Origin of the sequence: Pseudomonas putida (assembly GCF_030159595.1) — a bacterium.
GTDB classification, from domain to species: Bacteria; Pseudomonadota; Gammaproteobacteria; order Pseudomonadales; family Pseudomonadaceae; genus Aquipseudomonas; species Aquipseudomonas putida_AC.
The window spans coordinates 650,796-667,178 of record NZ_BSKJ01000002.1 but is presented as its reverse complement, the minus strand read 5'-3'; the positions used below and the strand labels follow the sequence as shown (position 1 = coordinate 667,178).

The window sequence follows — 16,383 nt, the reverse complement described above, 5'->3', positions numbered from 1 at the left end:
CCTGATGAAAAATCAGGACGAATACATCACCAAAGGTGTCAAAACAGCTTGCTGAAAACCATAGAATCTCCCACAGGTTCGGCGTGGCCTGTCAGACCTGTGCAATCCCTGTGGGAGCGGGCTTGCCCGCGAAGAGGCCGTCACAGGAAAACGGTTGACTCAAACCCCACCAAACTGCGCCCGATACTGCGCCGGCGTCATGCCAATCCGCTCACAGAACACCTTGCGCATATGCCGGTCACTGCCAAACCCGCACTGCGCCGCCACCACCTTCAATGGCAGGTCGCTGCCTTCGAGCAGTTTGCGCGCCCTGTCGATCCGCGCGTTCTGCAGGTACTGCAATGGCGTCACCCCCACCTCGCGCTGGAACGTGCGGGCGAAGTTGCGGCTGCTCATGGCCACCAGGTCGGCCATTTTCTGTACGGTGAATGCCTGCTCGATATGGTCGACGATGTGCGCCTGTACCCGGGCAATGGGCGAATCATCACGCGGCACCGCCGCCAGCAACGGCCCGTACGGGGTCTGCCCACCCTGGCGATGACGGGCGACCAGCAGCACCTTGGCCACTTCCAGGGCCAGCGCCTTGCCGTGGTCCTCGGCCACCACCGCCAGCGCCAGGTCGATACCCGCAGTGATCCCGCCCGAAGTGATCAGGCAGCGGTCGATCACATAGATCTGCTCGGTCTCGACCTTGGCCTGAGGAAACGCCCGCGCCAGGCGCTCGACGTAATTCCAGTGGGTGGTGCAGCGGTAGCCGTCCAGCAGTCCCGCCCGGCCCAGCAGGAACACCCCGGTGCAGATGGCGCCAAAGCGCTTGGCGCTGCGCACCGCCTGCGGCAACCAGCGCTCCAGCGCTGGCACGGCAATGTCATACGCGCCCGGGCCGCCGGGCACCAGCAACAGGTCGACGGCGTCCGGCAAGTCTTCCAGGCGCAGGTCGGCCACCACTTTCAGCCCACAGGAGCCGCGCACCGCTGCTTGCCCTTCGGCCAGGGTGAGCAGCCGGTATTGCCGCTCTGCAGGCAAAAAACGGTTGGCGATGGCGAATGCATCCATGGGGCCCGTGACGTCCAGCAAGAGCACGTCGTTGAACAGCACCATGGCCACGGTGCGGTGAGCGTTTACCTGCATGCTTCTTCGCTCGATAGCTGAATACAACGTGCATCTTACGGTATACCGCCGCGCACAATTAAGAACAATTCAGGTTTGGCTCAGGACTTTGTCATGTGCCGGGGGCGAGACTTTCTGCATTCAACAGGAGAGTCGCCATGCACCCCGGCACGCCCCAAGAGCCGCTGCAAACCCCCGGCGCACTGACGCCCGCACGGTTGCGCCAGGCCAAGGAACTGATGCTGCGCAGCTCGCTGTCGATCATCGAGATCGCCGGTGTGTGCAACCTCACCCGCAGCCATTTCTCCCGCGCCTTCAAGGTCAACACTGGCCTTTCGCCCCAGGCCTGGCGCCTGCTGGCACGCATGGAAAAGGCCAAGCGCCTGCTCACCACCGAAGCACCGATCACCCATGTGAGCCTGGAGTGTGGCTTTTGCGACCAGGCCCATTTCACCCGCGCCTTCAGCCGCCTGGTTGGCCAGCCGCCCAAGGCCTGGCGTCAGGCGCAGGTCATTCCTTAAGCCGAATCTATCCATCGGTATAAGCCCCAGCGGACAGTGCCGGCCCGTATTCCCAACCCAAGGAGTCATCCCATGAGCCAACCCGATTACAAGCGCTTGAACAAAGACGACGCCGTGGTCCTGCTGGTGGATCACCAGACTGGCCTGATCTCGCTGGTGCAGGACTTCTCGCCCAACGAGTTCAAGAACAACGTGCTGGCCCTGGGTGACCTGGCCAAGTTCTTCGGCCTGCCGACCATCCTCACCACCAGCTTCGAGCAAGGCCCGAACGGCCCGCTGGTACCCGAGCTGAAAGCGATGTTCCCGGACGCGCCATACATTGCCCGCCCAGGCCAGATCAACGCTTGGGATAACGAAGACTTCGTCAAGGCGATCAAGGCCACTGGCCGCAAGCAACTGATCATCGCTGGCGTGGTGACCGATGTGTGCGTGGCGTTCCCGACCCTGTCGGCGCTGGCTGAAGGCTTTGAGGTGTTTGTGGTGACCGATGCTTCGGGTACCTTCAACGAAACCGTGCAGCAGGCAGCGTGGGTACGCATGACCCAGGCGGGCGCGCAAATGATGAACTGGTTCTCGGTGGCGTGTGAGCTGCACCGTGACTGGCGCAACGATATTGAAGGGTTGGGCAACCTGCTGTCGCAGCGCATTCCTAACTACCGCAATCTGATGAACAGCTATGCAGCGTTGACTTCGCGTTGATGTAAACCTGTACCGGCCTCTTCGCGGGTAAACCCGCTCCCACAGGAGGGGGGCGTAACCTGAGGGTTGCGCGATCCCTGTGGGAGCGGGTTTACCCGCGAAGAGGCCGGTACAGGCTACAAAGGATTCACAGGCAGGGTGAAGCGAATCCGGCACCCACCCAACTCCGACACCAAGGCCTGCAACTGCCCACCATGGGCCTGCACCACCGAACTGCAAATGGCCAACCCCATCCCCATCCCGCTGCTCTTGGTGGTGTAGAACGCCCCGAACACCTGCTCCCGCTCCTCGGGCGCAATTCCCGGCCCGTTGTCGTCCACGCAAATCTCCACCGCATCCCCAACGACAGCCGAAGCAATCCGCAGCACCCCGTCACCGCGATACCCCGCCAGCGCCTCCAGCCCGTTGTTGATCAGGTTGTACACCAATTGCTGCAGTTGCACCGGGTCGGCCATCACGCTCACCCCAGCCTGCAACCGTGTCTGCACGTCCACCGTGCCCTTGGCGGCATCGGCCGAGGTCAGGCGCACGACTTCGCGGATCAGCTCATCCAGCTTCACTGCCTTGAGCTGCACCGGCGATTGCTTGGCCAGCGAACGCAGTGCGCGCACGATATTGGCCGCACGTTCGCTGTCGTTGCGGATGTCTTCCAGGCCGGCAATCGCTTCTTCCAGGTCGGGCTTGGCGCGCTTGAGCCAGCGCAGGCTGGCGGCGGCGTTGGAGGTGATCCCCAGCAAAGGCTGGCTGATCTCATGGGCGATGGACGCCGACAGCTCGTTCATCACCTGCAGGTGCGCACTGCGGGCCAGCTCTGCACGGGAGCGGCGCAGTTCGGCCTCCATCTGCGCGCGGCTCTGGTTGTCTTCGGCCAGGCGCGTATAGAACTTGGCAGTTTGCAGCGACACCGCCGCCTGCGAGGCGAGGATTTCCAGCATCGCCAGGCGCTGGCTGCCGAACAGGTTCGGCACCAGGCGGTTTTCCAGGTACACCAGGCCGATCAGCACGCCCTGGATCACCAGCGGCAGGCACAGCACTGAACGGGCATTGCGCGCCTGCAGCTCCTGGCGGAAGGCTTCGGGACAGTCGCTTTGGGCATCGTTGAGCACCAGTGGCTTGCGGGTGCGCATGGTGGCGTTGATGACCGACAGTGGTGCCTGGGTCATGAATTTCTGGCAGTTGTCCATGCTCACATGCAGCCCGGCATCGTCGATGTAGGCGAGGGCGGCCATCTGGAATTCGGCGCCACTGACGATCAGCAGTGCGCCATGGTCGGCACCGGAATGCTGGGTCAGGTGGCCCATCAGGGTTTCGATCAGCCCTTCGAGCAGTACTTCTTCGGACAAGGCGCGCGCCGCTTCTATGCCCGCTTCCAGGTCCAGCTTGGCCTGGTGGTTGGTGTGGCAGGTTTCCTGGATCGGCTGGGTGCGCAAGAAGGGGTGCAACGCCTCCAGCTGATGCACCTTGCCGGTCGCCCCCCAGATATGGAAACAGTCGCGGGCAATGCGCAGGTGCAGGTTGGCACCGGAAATCAGGCCGCTGGGGATGCACACCTCGGCCAGCTGTTCGTGGGCCAGGGCCTGTTCGTGGGTGAAGCCGGCAGCGGCGGCGGCGATCTGCGCCTGGTCGAAGCAGCGGATGGCGGTCAGGCCGTCGCCTTCGAGCTTGGCGATCACGCCTTCAATCAGCAACAGCTTGTTGCGGAAGGTGGCCGGGTTGAAGCCTGCCCAGCGGCCGAAACGCTCGCGCAGGGCCCGCAGCTCGCGCAGCTTGTCGGCAACGCTGCCAGCGGCCTCGGGGCTGCCCAGCGCCAGGCCGCGGAACAGGTGATAGTCGGCCAGGTTGATGTGCGCCGGTACCGCCCAGGTGTTGTCTGCGGCCAGTGCCAGGTTGCGCATGGCGTGCGGGATATTGCCCAGGTAGAAGTCGCACATACCGGCCAACAGGTACTGGAAAAACCGCGTGGTGGGCGATTTCGAGGCTACGGCCGAGGTTGGGCAGGGCGTGCCGCTCAAGTTTGCGACGAACGCTTGCTGGGCCTGCAGGATCAGCTCAACGTCGCGGTAACCGTAGCGACGCACGGTGGCCAGGCCTTGCGCCAATTCCTCGACCACGTCCGGCAGGTAGCGGCCCATGAACAGCGAGTCGGAAACCAGGTGGTTGCAGGCATAGCAGCTCATTGCCAGGTCGCCGCTCAGGCGCCCCGAATCGACCGCATCCAGCGCGGTGCGGCGGGCGAACTCGATGGGTGAGGTCCAGGCGCTGACCTGGTCCAGGGCCAGCAGCGCGCTGGTCAAGTCAGCGTCGAAACCGTGCCGTTCGATCAGCTTGAGCGCGGCCAGGCAACAGGCGTGGCCATCATGGTACGCACCGAAGCGCTCGGCAATCATCACCCCGTACCAGGCCATACCATAGGTGCTGCCTGGGGCAACGCCGTGCAGCAGCGACAGCTCCATGAGCTTGGCCAGGTGCAGGAAGCAGATGTCGTCCTTTACGAAAAAAGATGAAGACAGGGTGGCCAGCAGGCTGATGGCAACCGTCACTTCCTCCGAGTCGGTGCGCTGCAGCGACTCCAGGCAGTGCCGTCCTTTCTGTTCGACCAAGGCCTGAACATGGGCATGACTCGCCTCGACCTGTTGCCAGCCGATGCCCCGTACCGGGCTCATACCCAGTAAGTCCAGGCCGGATATGGCGCTGTCGATGGCCGCCTGATAGTCACCGTGCAAGGTACACAGCAGTGCCTGCAGCCGGCACACCCGTGCCTGGTCCAGCACAGAGCGCGCACGCTGGCGGCATTCAGTGATGCGGGCCTCGGCTGCGATCATTCGCGACAGTTGCATGTCGCACTCCGTCGCCATGCAGGCGATGGCAAAGCCATGCGCGGCGTGGCTTTCCAGCGTGGCGCCGTGATGCAGCAACTGCTCGGCCGTGTGCAGGTAGCCAGCGGCCTGCTCGAAAGCGCCGCTGTCGCGTGTACGTGCTGCCGCTTCGCGCAAAAGCCGCAGGAACGCTTCGCAGTCATCCGCTGCAAACCCGCATGGGCTGGCGCGTTGCAGCTGGCTGGCGAGCTCGAACGGTGCCTCGTGCAGGTGGCCCGGCCAGGCCTGTCGCATGGCCAAGGCAATATGTGCATGCAGCTGGGTACGCTCGCGCATGGGGGTGAGCGCGTACGCGGCTTCCATTACCCGCTCATGGGCAAAGCCCAGGCCGTTCTGGCCCTGCTGCAGGAAACCCGCGCCAATCAAGGCTTTCAACGGTTCGCCCGGCGCCTGGGCGAGGACCTGGTGCAGCAGGCGCTCATCGCAGCGGCTGCCCGCCGCGCTGGCCACCCGCAGCAGGTCGCGCTGCGGCACCGGCAGGCGCGCCAGGCGGTGGACCATCAGGTCGGCGACATTGTCGGAATAGCGGTGGCGGGCCACGGCCTGCAGGCACCATGACCAGCGCATGGCCTGGGTGTCGAAGGTGAACAGCTGGTCCTCGACCATGGCCCGGAGGATCTGATTGATGAAGAACGGGTTGCCCGCCGTCTTGTCGTGCACCAGTACGGCCACCGGCAATGCGTCCTCGGGGCCGACGTGGTAGCGCTCGCCGATCAGCTCGGACACCGCGCCCACGGCCAGAGGCCTCAGGTTCAGCGTGGTGCTGCGCACCGCTGCGGGTAGGGTAAGGGGGGTACTGCTGGCTGGCGCATCATTGCGCCGGGCGAAGATCAGCAACAGATTGCCGGGCGCGTGAGCCAGCAGTTGCGTCAGCAGTTGCTGGCTGGCGTCGTCGGCCCACTGCAGGTCATCGAAGAACAGCACCAGCGGCTGGCCGGGGCGGCTGAACACCTGCAGGAACTCGACAATCGCCCGCAGCTCCTTCTGCAGCGCCAGGCGCGTGGGCTTGGCCGGCAACTCGGGCAGGGGGCCAAGGATCAGTTGCAGGTCTGGCGCCAGCTTGCCGAGCAGCCGGCCCTGGCCTTTGATGCGGCGCAGGATTTCGCGGCGCAGGGTGTCGAGGTCCTGGCTGTTCTTGGCCAGCAACTGGGTGGTCAGCGCGCCGAGAATGTCGACCCAGGGTGCGTAGGGCCCGGCTTGGGCAACGCCGTTGCACTTGCCGATGGCCCAGTAACCCTGGGCGTTGGCCTTGAGCGCTGCCTCGACCAGGCTCGACTTGCCCATGCCGGTAGCGCCGTTGATGAACAGGGCTTGCGGCTTGCTGTCGCGGCGCAGGGCCTTGAGCAGCAGGGCGATGGCCTTCTGTTCGGCGCAGCGGCCATACAGGCGTTCGCGGCTGGGCGTGGCGGGGTCGGCGCAGCCGGGTTCGAAGCCCGGCATGGTCTTGCTGGCGGCCCATTGCCGCTGGCAGTGGGCCAGGTCTATCGCCAGGGCGCGAGCACTCTGATAGCGGGTGTCGGGCTCCTTGGCCAGCGCCTTGGCCAGCACCCGGCTGAGTGGCTGCGGCACGTTGCTGTCCACGTCGCAGGCCGCCCTCGGCTGCACCCCGGCATGCAGCTGGCGCCAGTGCTGAGTGTCGCGCCCAGACAAAGGCAGTTCGCCCAACAGTAACTGGTAGAGGATCGCCCCCAGGGCATAAACGTCACTGCGCCGGTCGCTGCTGCTGCCATGCGGGCAGACCTGCTCTGGCGCCAGGTACGACCAGTTGCCGAGCGGGGTGCCCTGATCGCTGATCAGCGCCGTTGGGTCGGCGCGAAAGCAGCCTAGCCGGACCCGCTGGTTGGCGTACAGGCACACATGCTCGGGCTGCAGCGCGCCATGCAGCACATTGCGTTCGTGGGCCTGCGCCAAGGCATTGGCTGCGCTTACCGCAATGTCGAGAAATGGCGCCAGGGCAGCGGGGCCTTCGGCGATCAGGTCGGCAATGGAGTGGCCGGCCGGGTACACCAGCAGTGGGCCTTCGGCCGAACGCACGAACGCCGAGGGGATCACCGCCCACTGTGGGTCGAGTTGCAGGCGGTAGTCCCGTTCCAGGCGCTGGCAGGCGGCGGGGGCCTCGCGTGGGGCGCGCACGGCGATCCAGGCCTGGTGGGTGGCAGGGTCGCGCAGGCGAAAGTAGCTGAGCTCACCTTCCTGGCCCAGCGTGCTGATGTCGCACCGGTTCAACCAGCCCTCGTCGACCGACGGGTCGTAATCGATGGGCCTGTGGGCGAGGCGTTCATCGAGCATAAAGCACCCCCTGCTAGCGACATCCTGAGGCGCGAGTATACGCAGTGGGCCCAGTAGGGATGCGGGTTGCAGCCTGCCTGGCAGGAACGGGCACGCTGTTGTCCGTTATCGCCCCCTGGGGGCTGGCGGGCTTTTGTATAGTCCTGAGGGCAACCTATCCCTCGGGATAATTGATTGAACGCGTACGCTGGCCTAGCCTGCCCGGGGCTGCGTAAACGCCCGTGCCCGCGCGAGGAAGCCATGATCCGAATAGGCAATGCCCAGGTGTCGCTGGAGCGGCGAGAAGTGTTTCTCGACGGCAAGCCGATCCTGTTGGGTGGCCGCGCATTCGAGGTGCTGGCCACGTTGATCAAGGCCAAGGGCCGGGTGGTCGGCAAGGACGAACTGTTCAGCCAGGTGTGGGCCGGCACGGTGGTCGAGGACAACAACCTGCAGGTGCAGGTGTCGTTGCTGCGCAAAGCCTTTGGCGACCGCGGGCTGATCCAGACCGTACCCCGCCGGGGTTACCGCCTGGCCGCCGAGATAAGCCTTGATGTCCCTTGCCAGGCGCTGGGCCACTCGCCGCTGGGTGCCGGGGCCGGCACGTTTGAACCTTTGGAGGACAGTGTGAGCGTGCCGGTGCTGGTGGTGGACGACGACCCGTCGGTGCGTACGGCACTGGGCCGTCTGCTGCGCTCACAGGATATCCCGCATCATTTGTTCGCCAGTGCCGAGGCGCTGTTCGACGCCCACTTGGTAACCCCCTACGCCTGCCTGCTGCTGGACATGCACCTGCCTGATACCAGTGGCCTTGAGGTGCAGCATGCCCTCTGCCGGCTGGGGATGCCCTGGCCGATCGTGTTCATGACCGGTTTTGGCACCATCCCGATGACGGTGCAGGCCATGCGAGCCGGGGCTGTGGAATTCTTGACCAAGCCTTTTGACGAAGACCAGTTGCTGACGCTGCTGCAGGCCGTGCGTACGCGGGCTGTGATCGATGGGCGCAAATGGCACCATGCGCGGCAGGTCGAGGCAAAGTACCAACGCCTGACCCAGCGTGAGCGCCAGGTGTTCTCGCTGGTGGTCGATGGCCTGTCGCACAAGCAGATCGCCAGGCAGATCGGCACCAGCGAGGTGACGACCAAGGTGCACAAGAAGAACATCATGAACAAGATGCAGTCCCGCTCGCTGGTGGAGCTGGTGGCCATGCACAACGTCATCGGGGCGCGGGTAGAGGGCCTGGCCGGCGCATGAGCAGATGGGTGTGCATCGTCGACGACGATGCATCGGTGCGCAAAAGCCTGGCCAACCTGCTGCGTTCGGCCGGGTTCGAGCCCTTGCCGTTTGCGGCGGGGGATGCCTTCCTGAGTTCGGCGCTGGCGCGGCAGGCGGGCTGTGTGCTGCTCGATCTGAAAATGCCCGGGATGAGCGGGTTGGCGGTGCAGCGTGAGCTGGCCAGGCAGCAGTGGCGGTTGCCGGTGATCTGCATGTCGGCGCATTGGGATGATGACGCGGTGCATGCGGCAATGAGCCTCGGGGCGCTGGCCTGCCTGGGCAAGCCTTTCAGTGAAGAGGTGTTGCTCAGGGTGGTTGAGGAGGCGTTGGCTGGCTAACTGCTCCCCGGCCGGTACTGCAGGGCCTCGGCCAGATGTGGTCGGGCAATTGCCTCACAACCCTCCAGGTCCGCCAGTGTCCGCGCCACTTTCAATAACCGGTGCGCCGCCCGCAATGACAAGGTCAACCGCTCGCAAGCGCCCTCCAGCCACGCCTGGTCCGCAGCCGTTAATACGCAATGGCGACGCAATCCATCAAGGTCGAGAAACGCATTCACACACCCTTGGCGGCGCTGCTGTACTTCACGCGCCTGCGCCACCCTGGCTGCCACATCGGCACTGGCTTCACCACAGGGCTGGTTGTTCAGCGTGGTGCTCTCGCGGGCCACGGTCAGGTGCAGGTCGATACGGTCCAGCAGCGGCCCCGAGAGCTTGTTACGGTACCGCGCGATCTGCTCGGTGCTGCAACGGCAGCGTCCAGTGGGGTCGCCCAGGTAGCCACAAGGGCAGGGGTTCATCGCGGCGACCAGCTGAAAGCGTGCCGGGAAGCGCACCTTGTCGCGGGCCCGGGCAATCACGATTTCGCCCGACTCCAGCGGCTCGCGCAGCACTTCCAGCACGCGCCGCTCGAACTCTGGCAGTTCATCCAGAAACAGTACGCCATGGTGGGCCAAGGTGATTTCGCCCGGTTGCGGCCGGCTGCTGCCCCCAACCAGTGCCGGGCCGGAGGCGGAGTGGTGGGGGTGGCGAAACGGCCGCTGCGGCCAGCTGTTCAGTGGTGCATGCCCACTGACCGACTGGATGGCCGCTACCTCCAGCGCCTCGTGTTCGTCCAGCGGTGGCAGCAGCCCGGGCAGGCGGCTGGCGAGCAAGGTCTTGCCGGTGCCGGGCGGGCCAGTGAACAGCAGGTTGTGTGCCCCGGCCGCTGCCAGTAGCAAGGCCCGCTTGGCCGCCAGTTGACCCTGCACTTCGCTCAGGTCCGGGTAGGGCCTTTGCTGCAGGATCAAGCCATTGGCAGCATACGGCGGCAGCGGCACCTGGCCGTTCAGGTGCGCGACCAGCTCCAGCAGGTGCCCCACCGCATACACCACCAGCCCGCCGGCCAGGCTGGCTTCCTCGGCATTTTCCTGCGGCACTACCAGCGCTCTGCCTGCCGCTCGTGCCGCCAGTGCAGCCGGCAGCACGCCCTGCACCGGGCGCAGCTTGCCAGACAGCGCCAGTTCGCCCAGGCATTCGACCTCGGCGAGGGTGGCAATGGGCACCTGGCCGTCGGCGGCAAGGATGCCCAGGGCAATGGCCAGGTCGTAACGCCCGCCGTCCTTGGGCAGGTCGGCAGGGGCGAGGTTCTGGGTAATGCGGCGCTGCGGGTAATTCAGGCCGGAGTTGACGATGGCGCTGCGCACCCGGTCTTTGCTTTCTTTGACGGTGGTTTCCGGCAGGCCGACCAGGGTGAGATGGGGCAGGCCATTGGCCAGGTGGGTCTCGACACTGACTGCCGGTGCCTGCACGCCGACCTGGGCGCGGCTGTGGATAAGAGCTAGGGACATGGACACTCCGTTGTCGCGGCTGGGGGCCGCTTCCTGCGGCTGGGCCAAGAATAGCCAGCCTGGGCAAGGCAGGCGCAAGAAGTGTGCGTCGTGGTTTTTCAGGGCAGGGGTTTTCCCTGTGTTTTCATGCAAATTGGCATAAATGGATCCAATTATCTTTGCGCAGGTGCCCGCTATGGCTTAGTGTTGTCGAGCAACTGCCGTTGCCATGGGATGGCACTGCGGCTTCTCTCAAATGGACTTGAGGTATTGCTCCGTGCAAACGCTCGCCCGCACGCGCCAGGTTATCCGCGAACTGGTGCAGGCCAATTCATTCATTGAACTTACCCGCTTTTTCGACAGCCTCGAGGCGCAATGGCACCAAGCCCCGCCCGGCGAGTTTCCCGCCTACATGGTGGCCCTCGAGGGGCATATGCTGGTCGACCTGGGCAGCCAGGGCGACAGGGCCCTGAGCCAGGTGCTCAAAGCCTGGATCGATGCCTGCCCCAAGGCCTACCACCCGCAGGTGGTAATGGGCCTGCATTGCTTCCACCGCGCCTGTCAGGTGCAGGGCGGCGGTCAAAGCAACGCGGCACGCGTGCTGGCCGTCGAGCAGATATGTGAACGCGCGACGGCGCACTTGCTACGCGCCATGGACCGTTCTGCCCAGCCCGTGGCAGCGGCCATTGGCATGCTGCGCATCAGCGCGCAGTTCCGCGAGCCCGGCTGGTTGGTCGAACTGTTCCAGGGGCAGCCCGCACGCTTCAGGCCCAGTGCTCATGCCGACGTGGAAGTGCAGGAGGCTGCGGCGCCATTGCTGGTGAAGCATGGGCTGTTGCCGCTGGCCGAGTTGCCACAGGCGTTGCCGGGATGCCTGAGCTGGCGGGCCAATCATGAGAACGAAGCTCCCCGCTATTACTGGTTGCGCCATGCGCTGGTTGCCCGCCCTGGTTGCTTTGAAGCGATCCAGGCCCTCGCCGTTTACCTGCTGCCCCGTTGGGGCGCCAGCTTCGATGCGCTGGAACTATTGGCCAATGGACCGTTGTGCGAGGCGTGGGACGAAGCGTTGCGTAATGCGTTGCGCTGGATGGCCGTCGAAGACAGGCTGAAACTGCCACACGCCGACCAGTTACAGGCCGTCGCTGATTGGCAGCAGCTATTTGACGTCTGGTTGCAACGCCCGCTAAGGCCCAGGGAGGGGGCTGTCGTGTTGGCTTGGCGAGCCGCGCTGCGCTGCAGTGCCTTGCAAGACCATGCTGGCGGTATGCGCGACTTCGCCGCGAGCTTGGCGTGCAACGTCGATCATGGCGCAATCCGAGCCATGGGCGTGCCATTTCGCTGCTTGGTCGAGCTGATACTGCGCGATGGCCTGGTAGATGAACAACAGCTATTGCGCACCGCCATCGAGCGCCTGTGTGAAGGCCGCTCGCATGCTGGCGCGAGTGCACTGCGCGCTGCCGGGCATCGCTTCGGCCTGTGGGGGCTGGCGCGCTCGGCCGAGCAGGCAAGGGCATGGTCGCAGGTGGCTGTGAAATACCAGCGCGCGGGCCAGACATCGGGCCTCGAGGTGCTCGGGGTGGCACGGCTGCTGTGGGCCGCCAACCGGCATGAGCTGACCTGTTACCTGTATGAGCGCTGTGCCGAGCTGAACCTGCCGGGGGCTGCCCTGGGGCTGTACGAGCTGCACAGCGGCGGCATGAGCAACACCCCGGCGCACTATCTGGATGACGAGGCGGCTGAGTACTGGCTGCAACGTGCGGTTGAGGCGGGTAGCCGGCAAGCCAAATACAACCTGGCCTGCTTGCGCATGGAGGGTGATGAGGATCTGAACGAGCGCAGTACCATGCTGGCCGTCAGGCGCCTGCTGGTCGATGCGCTGGGCAACGCGCAAACCAATGCCCGTGCGCGCTTGCACCTGGGGATTCTGTTGCGCCAGTTTGGTGAAGCGCAGGAACGGGCAGAGGCGGTCGCCTACCTGTCGAGCCTGGTCGAGCACCCGGACCCATGGATTGCCGGGCGTGCCAGCGCCGAACTGGGGCTGGCCTGGATGCAGGGGCGCGGCACCCGCAAGCAGAGCCGCTTCGCCGCCATCGAATGGGTCAATCGGGCGGCCACCTTGCAGCCAGGGGACTCGGCCATCGAGGATATCCAGGCCGAGATACTCAATTCACACAACCGGGTGAAAACCTTGTTCACCCAGTGCGGCGCTGCCCTGTTTCGCGGCACCCTGCATGCCAGCGAACTGCCGCCGAAACAGGTAGCACCCGAGCCCGCCCACCTAAGGGCCTCGGCCTGAGTGCAAACGGGGTAGGGGGTAGCCTCAGGGCTTGGCGCCAAGAATGATGTGCGAGGCCTTGATCAGTGCAGTGGCTTTCACACCGGGTGCAAGGCCCAGTTCCTGCACGGCTTCGCGGGTCACGATGGCATACACCTCGGTACCCCCGGCCAGTTTCAGCACAACCTCGGCATTTACTGCGCCATCGCCCACCCGCACCACTTCACCTTCCAGTGCATTTCGGGCCGACAGCTTGTAGCCGGCAGCGTCGGTCAGCAGCACCACCCACGGCGCCTTGACCAGGGCTACGGCCTCTTTGCCAACGTTGATGCTGAGGTTATGCAGGCTGGCCATGGTGACCACCGCCACCAGCTTTTCGCCGCCGCCCAGGGTCAGTTCGACTTCGGCATTGACAGCACCGGGCTGAACGTTGGTGACTTTGCCTTCAAAAACATTACGTGCGCTGACTTTCATGGGGAAACGCTCCGTGTAACTACCCGCGCCAGAGGGATTCAGGCGCGCACATAAACCCAGGCGGTCAGGCCCGAGGCGAGGGTGACGGCGACGCGCTTGTAGTCGGCGACTTCATAGCGGTCCGCCGCCGCCAGCTCTTCTTCGCTGATCTGGAAGACCATGCCGGTCACGCTGTCATCGGCCTGGCTGCTGGGGGTAACGATGGGATGATGGGCCTTGCCGCTGGTTGCCAGCACGGCCGGGTCGGTGATCTCGACCCAGTCCTGGCGGTAACCCGGCATGCGGTCGGCCTGGCCGTTCAGCTCACGGCCGAAGTTGGCCAGCTGCACGGCCTTGTCCTGCAAGGTGCCGTAGGAAAACAGCAGTACCGGGTAGGCGCTGGAGGGCTGCATTCACTCACCCTGTGGGGTCGGGTTCAGCCGTGCTTCCAGCTCGGCTACTTGCTTTTCCAGGGCCTCGAGGCGTGCGCGGGTGCGCGCCAGCACGACCATCTGGCTGTCGAATTCATCGCGGCTGACCAGGTCCAGCTTGCTGAACGCACCTTGCATCAGCACCTTGAACTGGCTTTCCAGCTCTGCGCGGGGCTGGGCGGTATCGCCGCTGAACAGACGCGAGGCCTGGTCGCTCAGGGCATCGAGAAGGGCTTTGGGCGCGAGCATGGGGCAGTCCACTGAAACTGAGAAATGGCCGGCAGTGTAGCACGGGCGATTGTGCCGCTTGGGTTCGCGGCATTGCACGTTTTTCGCGCAATGCGCCGTGCCGGTGCGCACCGAAATTGTGCATGTTTTCCATGCTGGCGACTGGCCAATCCCGACAAAATCACATAACCCACTGTTTTCCGGTGCTTTGATGGAACTGGCAAGGTTTCTGCAAAGACCTGTACGAGCCATGCACTGATGCAGTTCCTTGTGACCAGGCAGTGCGCACGCGGAGACGGATGCCGACGACGCGTTACAAAGCCAAGCGCTGCGCTTAGACTTGAGACGGGTTTGTTTTCCTGGGGCAAGTCCACCAAATCGGGAGAGAGTTTCATGAAGCTAGTCACAGCCATCATCAAGCCGTTCAAGCTGGACGACGTGCGCGAGTCACTGTCGGAAATCGGCGTGCAGGGCATCACGGTCACCGAAGTCAAAGGCTTCGGTCGGCAGAAAGGCCACACCGAGCTGTATCGCGGTGCTGAATATGTGGTCGATTTCCTGCCCAAGGTGAAGATCGATGTTGCCATCGATGACAAGGACCTTGATCGGGTAATCGAAGCCATCACCAAGGCAGCCAACACCGGCAAGATCGGTGACGGCAAGATTTTCGTGGTGAATCTGGAGCAGGCGATCCGCATCCGTACCGGCGAAACCGATACCGACGCGATCTAAGCAGCAAAAAAAGCCTCACCAAACCCAAAGCCCCAGGAGAAAACAACATGACTCTGCGTAAGATCGCAGGGCTAGGAGCCCTATTGTCCCTCGTAATGCCCGGGCTTGCCCTGGCAGAGGAAGCTGCCCCAGCGCTGAACTCCGGCGACACCGCCTGGATGCTGACTGCAACGGCGCTGGTGCTGTTCATGACTATCCCGGGCCTGGCCCTGTTCTATGGCGGCATGGTGCGTTCCAAGAACGTGCTGTCGGTGATGATGCAGTGCTTTGCAATCACCGGCCTGATGAGCATTCTCTGGGTCGTCTACGGCTACAGCATGGCCTTCGATACCACCGGTATGGAAAAGGGCGTGCTCAACTTCAACTCCTTCGTCGGCGGCTTCTCCAAGGCCTTCCTCAGCGGCGTCACGCCCGAGAACCTGACGTCGGCCACCGCGCTGTTCCCTGAAGCGGTGTTCATCACCTTCCAGATGACCTTTGCCATCATCACCCCGGCGCTGATCGTGGGTGCCTTCGCCGAGCGCATGAAGTTCTCCGCGATGCTGGTGTTCATGGGCATCTGGTTCACCCTGGTGTATGCGCCGATCGCGCACATGGTGTGGAGCGGTGACGGTGCACTGATGTGGGACTGGGGCGTACTGGACTTCGCGGGCGGCACCGTGGTGCACATCAACGCCGGTATCGCAGGCCTGGTCTGCTGCCTGGTGCTGGGCAAGCGCAAGGGCTACCCGACCACCCCGATGGCCCCGCACAACCTGGGCTACACCCTGATGGGCGCGGCCATGCTGTGGATCGGCTGGTTCGGCTTCAACGCAGGCTCCGCAGCTGCTGCCAACGGCACTGCCGGCATGGCCATGCTGGTCACCCAGATCGCCACCGCTGCTGCGGCACTGGGCTGGATGTTCGCCGAGTGGATCGGTCACGGTAAACCAAGCGCTCTGGGCATCGCCTCGGGTGTGGTTGCCGGTCTGGTCGCCATCACCCCGGCTGCAGGCACCGTGGGCCCGATGGGCGCTCTGGTGATCGGCTTGGCTTCGGGTGTGATCTGCTACTTCTGCGCCACCACCCTCAAGCGCAAGCTGGGCTATGACGACTCGCTTGATGCCTTCGGCGTGCACGGTATCGGCGGCATCATCGGTGCCATCCTCACCGGCGTGTTCGCGGCCCCGGCGCTGGGCGGCTTCGGCGCCGTCACCGACATCGGCATGCAGGTCTGGATCCAGGCCAAAGGCGTGATCTTCACCGTGGTCTACACCGCCATCGTCACCTATGTGATCCTCAAGGTGCTGGATGTGGTGATGGGCCTGCGGGTCAACGAAGAAGAAGAGTCGGTCGGCCTCGACCTGGCTCAACACAACGAACGCGGCTACAACCTGTAACTGCGACGCTGTAAAAACTTGCCCGGCTTGCCGGGCATTTTTTTGCCAGATTTTTAGCATTTCGCGCACGGCAAACGGTTTATTCGGCACGTTCGCGACGTAGGTAAAAAACTTACAAGTCGTAGGGCGTTTATGGAGCTTTGCTTTTTCCACGGGCGCGCTAGAATGCGCGCCGAAGGGTGTTTGACGTGAAGTCCACACGCTTCTCCAGCCTTTGCTAGGCTTGCCAATAGCGTGTGGCCAGCAGGGGCTAATGGATTTGTCAGGTCCTGCCAGGAGCAGGGCCTGCTGGGTGCCGCCTCCCATCAGGAGCGCCGACCCAAGGGCAGTGG

13 protein-coding genes are annotated in these 16,383 nt (G+C 64.2%); 7 read left to right on the top strand and 6 right to left on the bottom strand.

The genetic code is table 11. From position 1 onward, the window contains the following. Positions 1-159: 159 nt before the first annotated feature. Complete coding sequence (locus QQL85_RS07320) at positions 160-1,131, bottom strand: GlxA family transcriptional regulator (RefSeq protein ID WP_284353006.1); 972 nt, start codon at positions 1,129-1,131, stop codon at positions 160-162. Positions 1,132-1,268: 137 nt separating this feature from the next. On the opposite strand from QQL85_RS07320, the gene QQL85_RS07315 reads away from it, so the two are divergent. Both QQL85_RS07315 and ycaC read left to right on the top strand, forming a co-directional pair. Beyond that, complete coding sequence (locus QQL85_RS07315) at positions 1,269-1,631, top strand: helix-turn-helix domain-containing protein (protein ID WP_284353007.1); 363 nt, start codon at positions 1,269-1,271, stop codon at positions 1,629-1,631. Positions 1,632-1,703: 72 nt separating this feature from the next. After that, positions 1,704-2,330, top strand: a complete 627-nt coding sequence (gene ycaC, locus QQL85_RS07310; protein ID WP_016712658.1) for an isochorismate family cysteine hydrolase YcaC — start codon at positions 1,704-1,706, stop codon at positions 2,328-2,330. A gap of 116 nt (positions 2,331-2,446) precedes the next feature. Here ycaC and QQL85_RS07305 read toward each other — a convergent pair whose 3' ends face one another. Next, complete coding sequence (locus tag QQL85_RS07305; RefSeq protein WP_284353008.1) at positions 2,447-7,495, bottom strand: ATP-binding sensor histidine kinase; 5,049 nt, start codon at positions 7,493-7,495, stop codon at positions 2,447-2,449. A gap of 240 nt (positions 7,496-7,735) precedes the next feature. On the opposite strand from QQL85_RS07305, the gene QQL85_RS07300 reads away from it, so the two are divergent. Both QQL85_RS07300 and QQL85_RS07295 read left to right on the top strand, forming a co-directional pair. Then, on the top strand, positions 7,736-8,728 hold the full coding sequence (locus QQL85_RS07300; protein ID WP_284353009.1) for a response regulator: 993 nt from the start codon (positions 7,736-7,738) through the stop codon (positions 8,726-8,728). Then, on the top strand, positions 8,725-9,087 hold the full coding sequence (locus QQL85_RS07295; protein ID WP_284353010.1) for a response regulator transcription factor: 363 nt from the start codon (positions 8,725-8,727) through the stop codon (positions 9,085-9,087). The genes QQL85_RS07300 and QQL85_RS07295 overlap by 4 nt, the downstream gene beginning before the upstream one ends. Here the strand turns inward: QQL85_RS07295 and QQL85_RS07290 are convergent. Further along, positions 9,084-10,574 carry a YifB family Mg chelatase-like AAA ATPase gene (locus QQL85_RS07290; protein WP_284353011.1) on the bottom strand — a complete coding sequence of 497 codons (1,491 nt, stop codon included), beginning with the start codon at positions 10,572-10,574 and terminating at the stop codon, positions 9,084-9,086. The genes QQL85_RS07295 and QQL85_RS07290 overlap by 4 nt on opposite strands. A 256-nt stretch (positions 10,575-10,830) precedes the next feature. On the opposite strand from QQL85_RS07290, the gene QQL85_RS07285 reads away from it, so the two are divergent. Next, on the top strand, positions 10,831-12,849 hold the full coding sequence (locus QQL85_RS07285; RefSeq protein ID WP_284353012.1) for a DUF4034 domain-containing protein: 2,019 nt from the start codon (positions 10,831-10,833) through the stop codon (positions 12,847-12,849). Between the two features lie 24 nt (positions 12,850-12,873). Here QQL85_RS07285 and QQL85_RS07280 read toward each other — a convergent pair whose 3' ends face one another. From QQL85_RS07280 to QQL85_RS07270, 3 genes are read right to left on the bottom strand one after another with little or no spacing between them, the layout of a single operon-like run. Next, positions 12,874-13,302: a TOBE domain-containing protein gene (locus QQL85_RS07280; RefSeq protein ID WP_284353013.1), complete on the bottom strand. Its 429-nt coding sequence runs from the start codon at positions 13,300-13,302 to the stop codon at positions 12,874-12,876. Between the two features lie 38 nt (positions 13,303-13,340). Continuing rightward, complete coding sequence (locus QQL85_RS07275; RefSeq protein ID WP_284353014.1) at positions 13,341-13,694, bottom strand: gamma-glutamylcyclotransferase family protein; 354 nt, start codon at positions 13,692-13,694, stop codon at positions 13,341-13,343. After that, positions 13,695-13,961: an accessory factor UbiK family protein gene (locus tag QQL85_RS07270; RefSeq protein ID WP_284353015.1), complete on the bottom strand. Its 267-nt coding sequence runs from the start codon at positions 13,959-13,961 to the stop codon at positions 13,695-13,697. A 372-nt stretch (positions 13,962-14,333) separates the two neighbouring features. Between QQL85_RS07270 and glnK the strand changes: the two genes are divergently transcribed. Then, positions 14,334-14,672, top strand: a complete 339-nt coding sequence (gene glnK, locus QQL85_RS07265) for a P-II family nitrogen regulator (protein WP_002555808.1) — start codon at positions 14,334-14,336, stop codon at positions 14,670-14,672. A 47-nt stretch (positions 14,673-14,719) separates the two neighbouring features. Beyond that, positions 14,720-16,051, top strand: a complete 1,332-nt coding sequence (locus QQL85_RS07260; protein WP_019096449.1) for an ammonium transporter — start codon at positions 14,720-14,722, stop codon at positions 16,049-16,051. Positions 16,052-16,383: the final 332 nt, after the last annotated feature.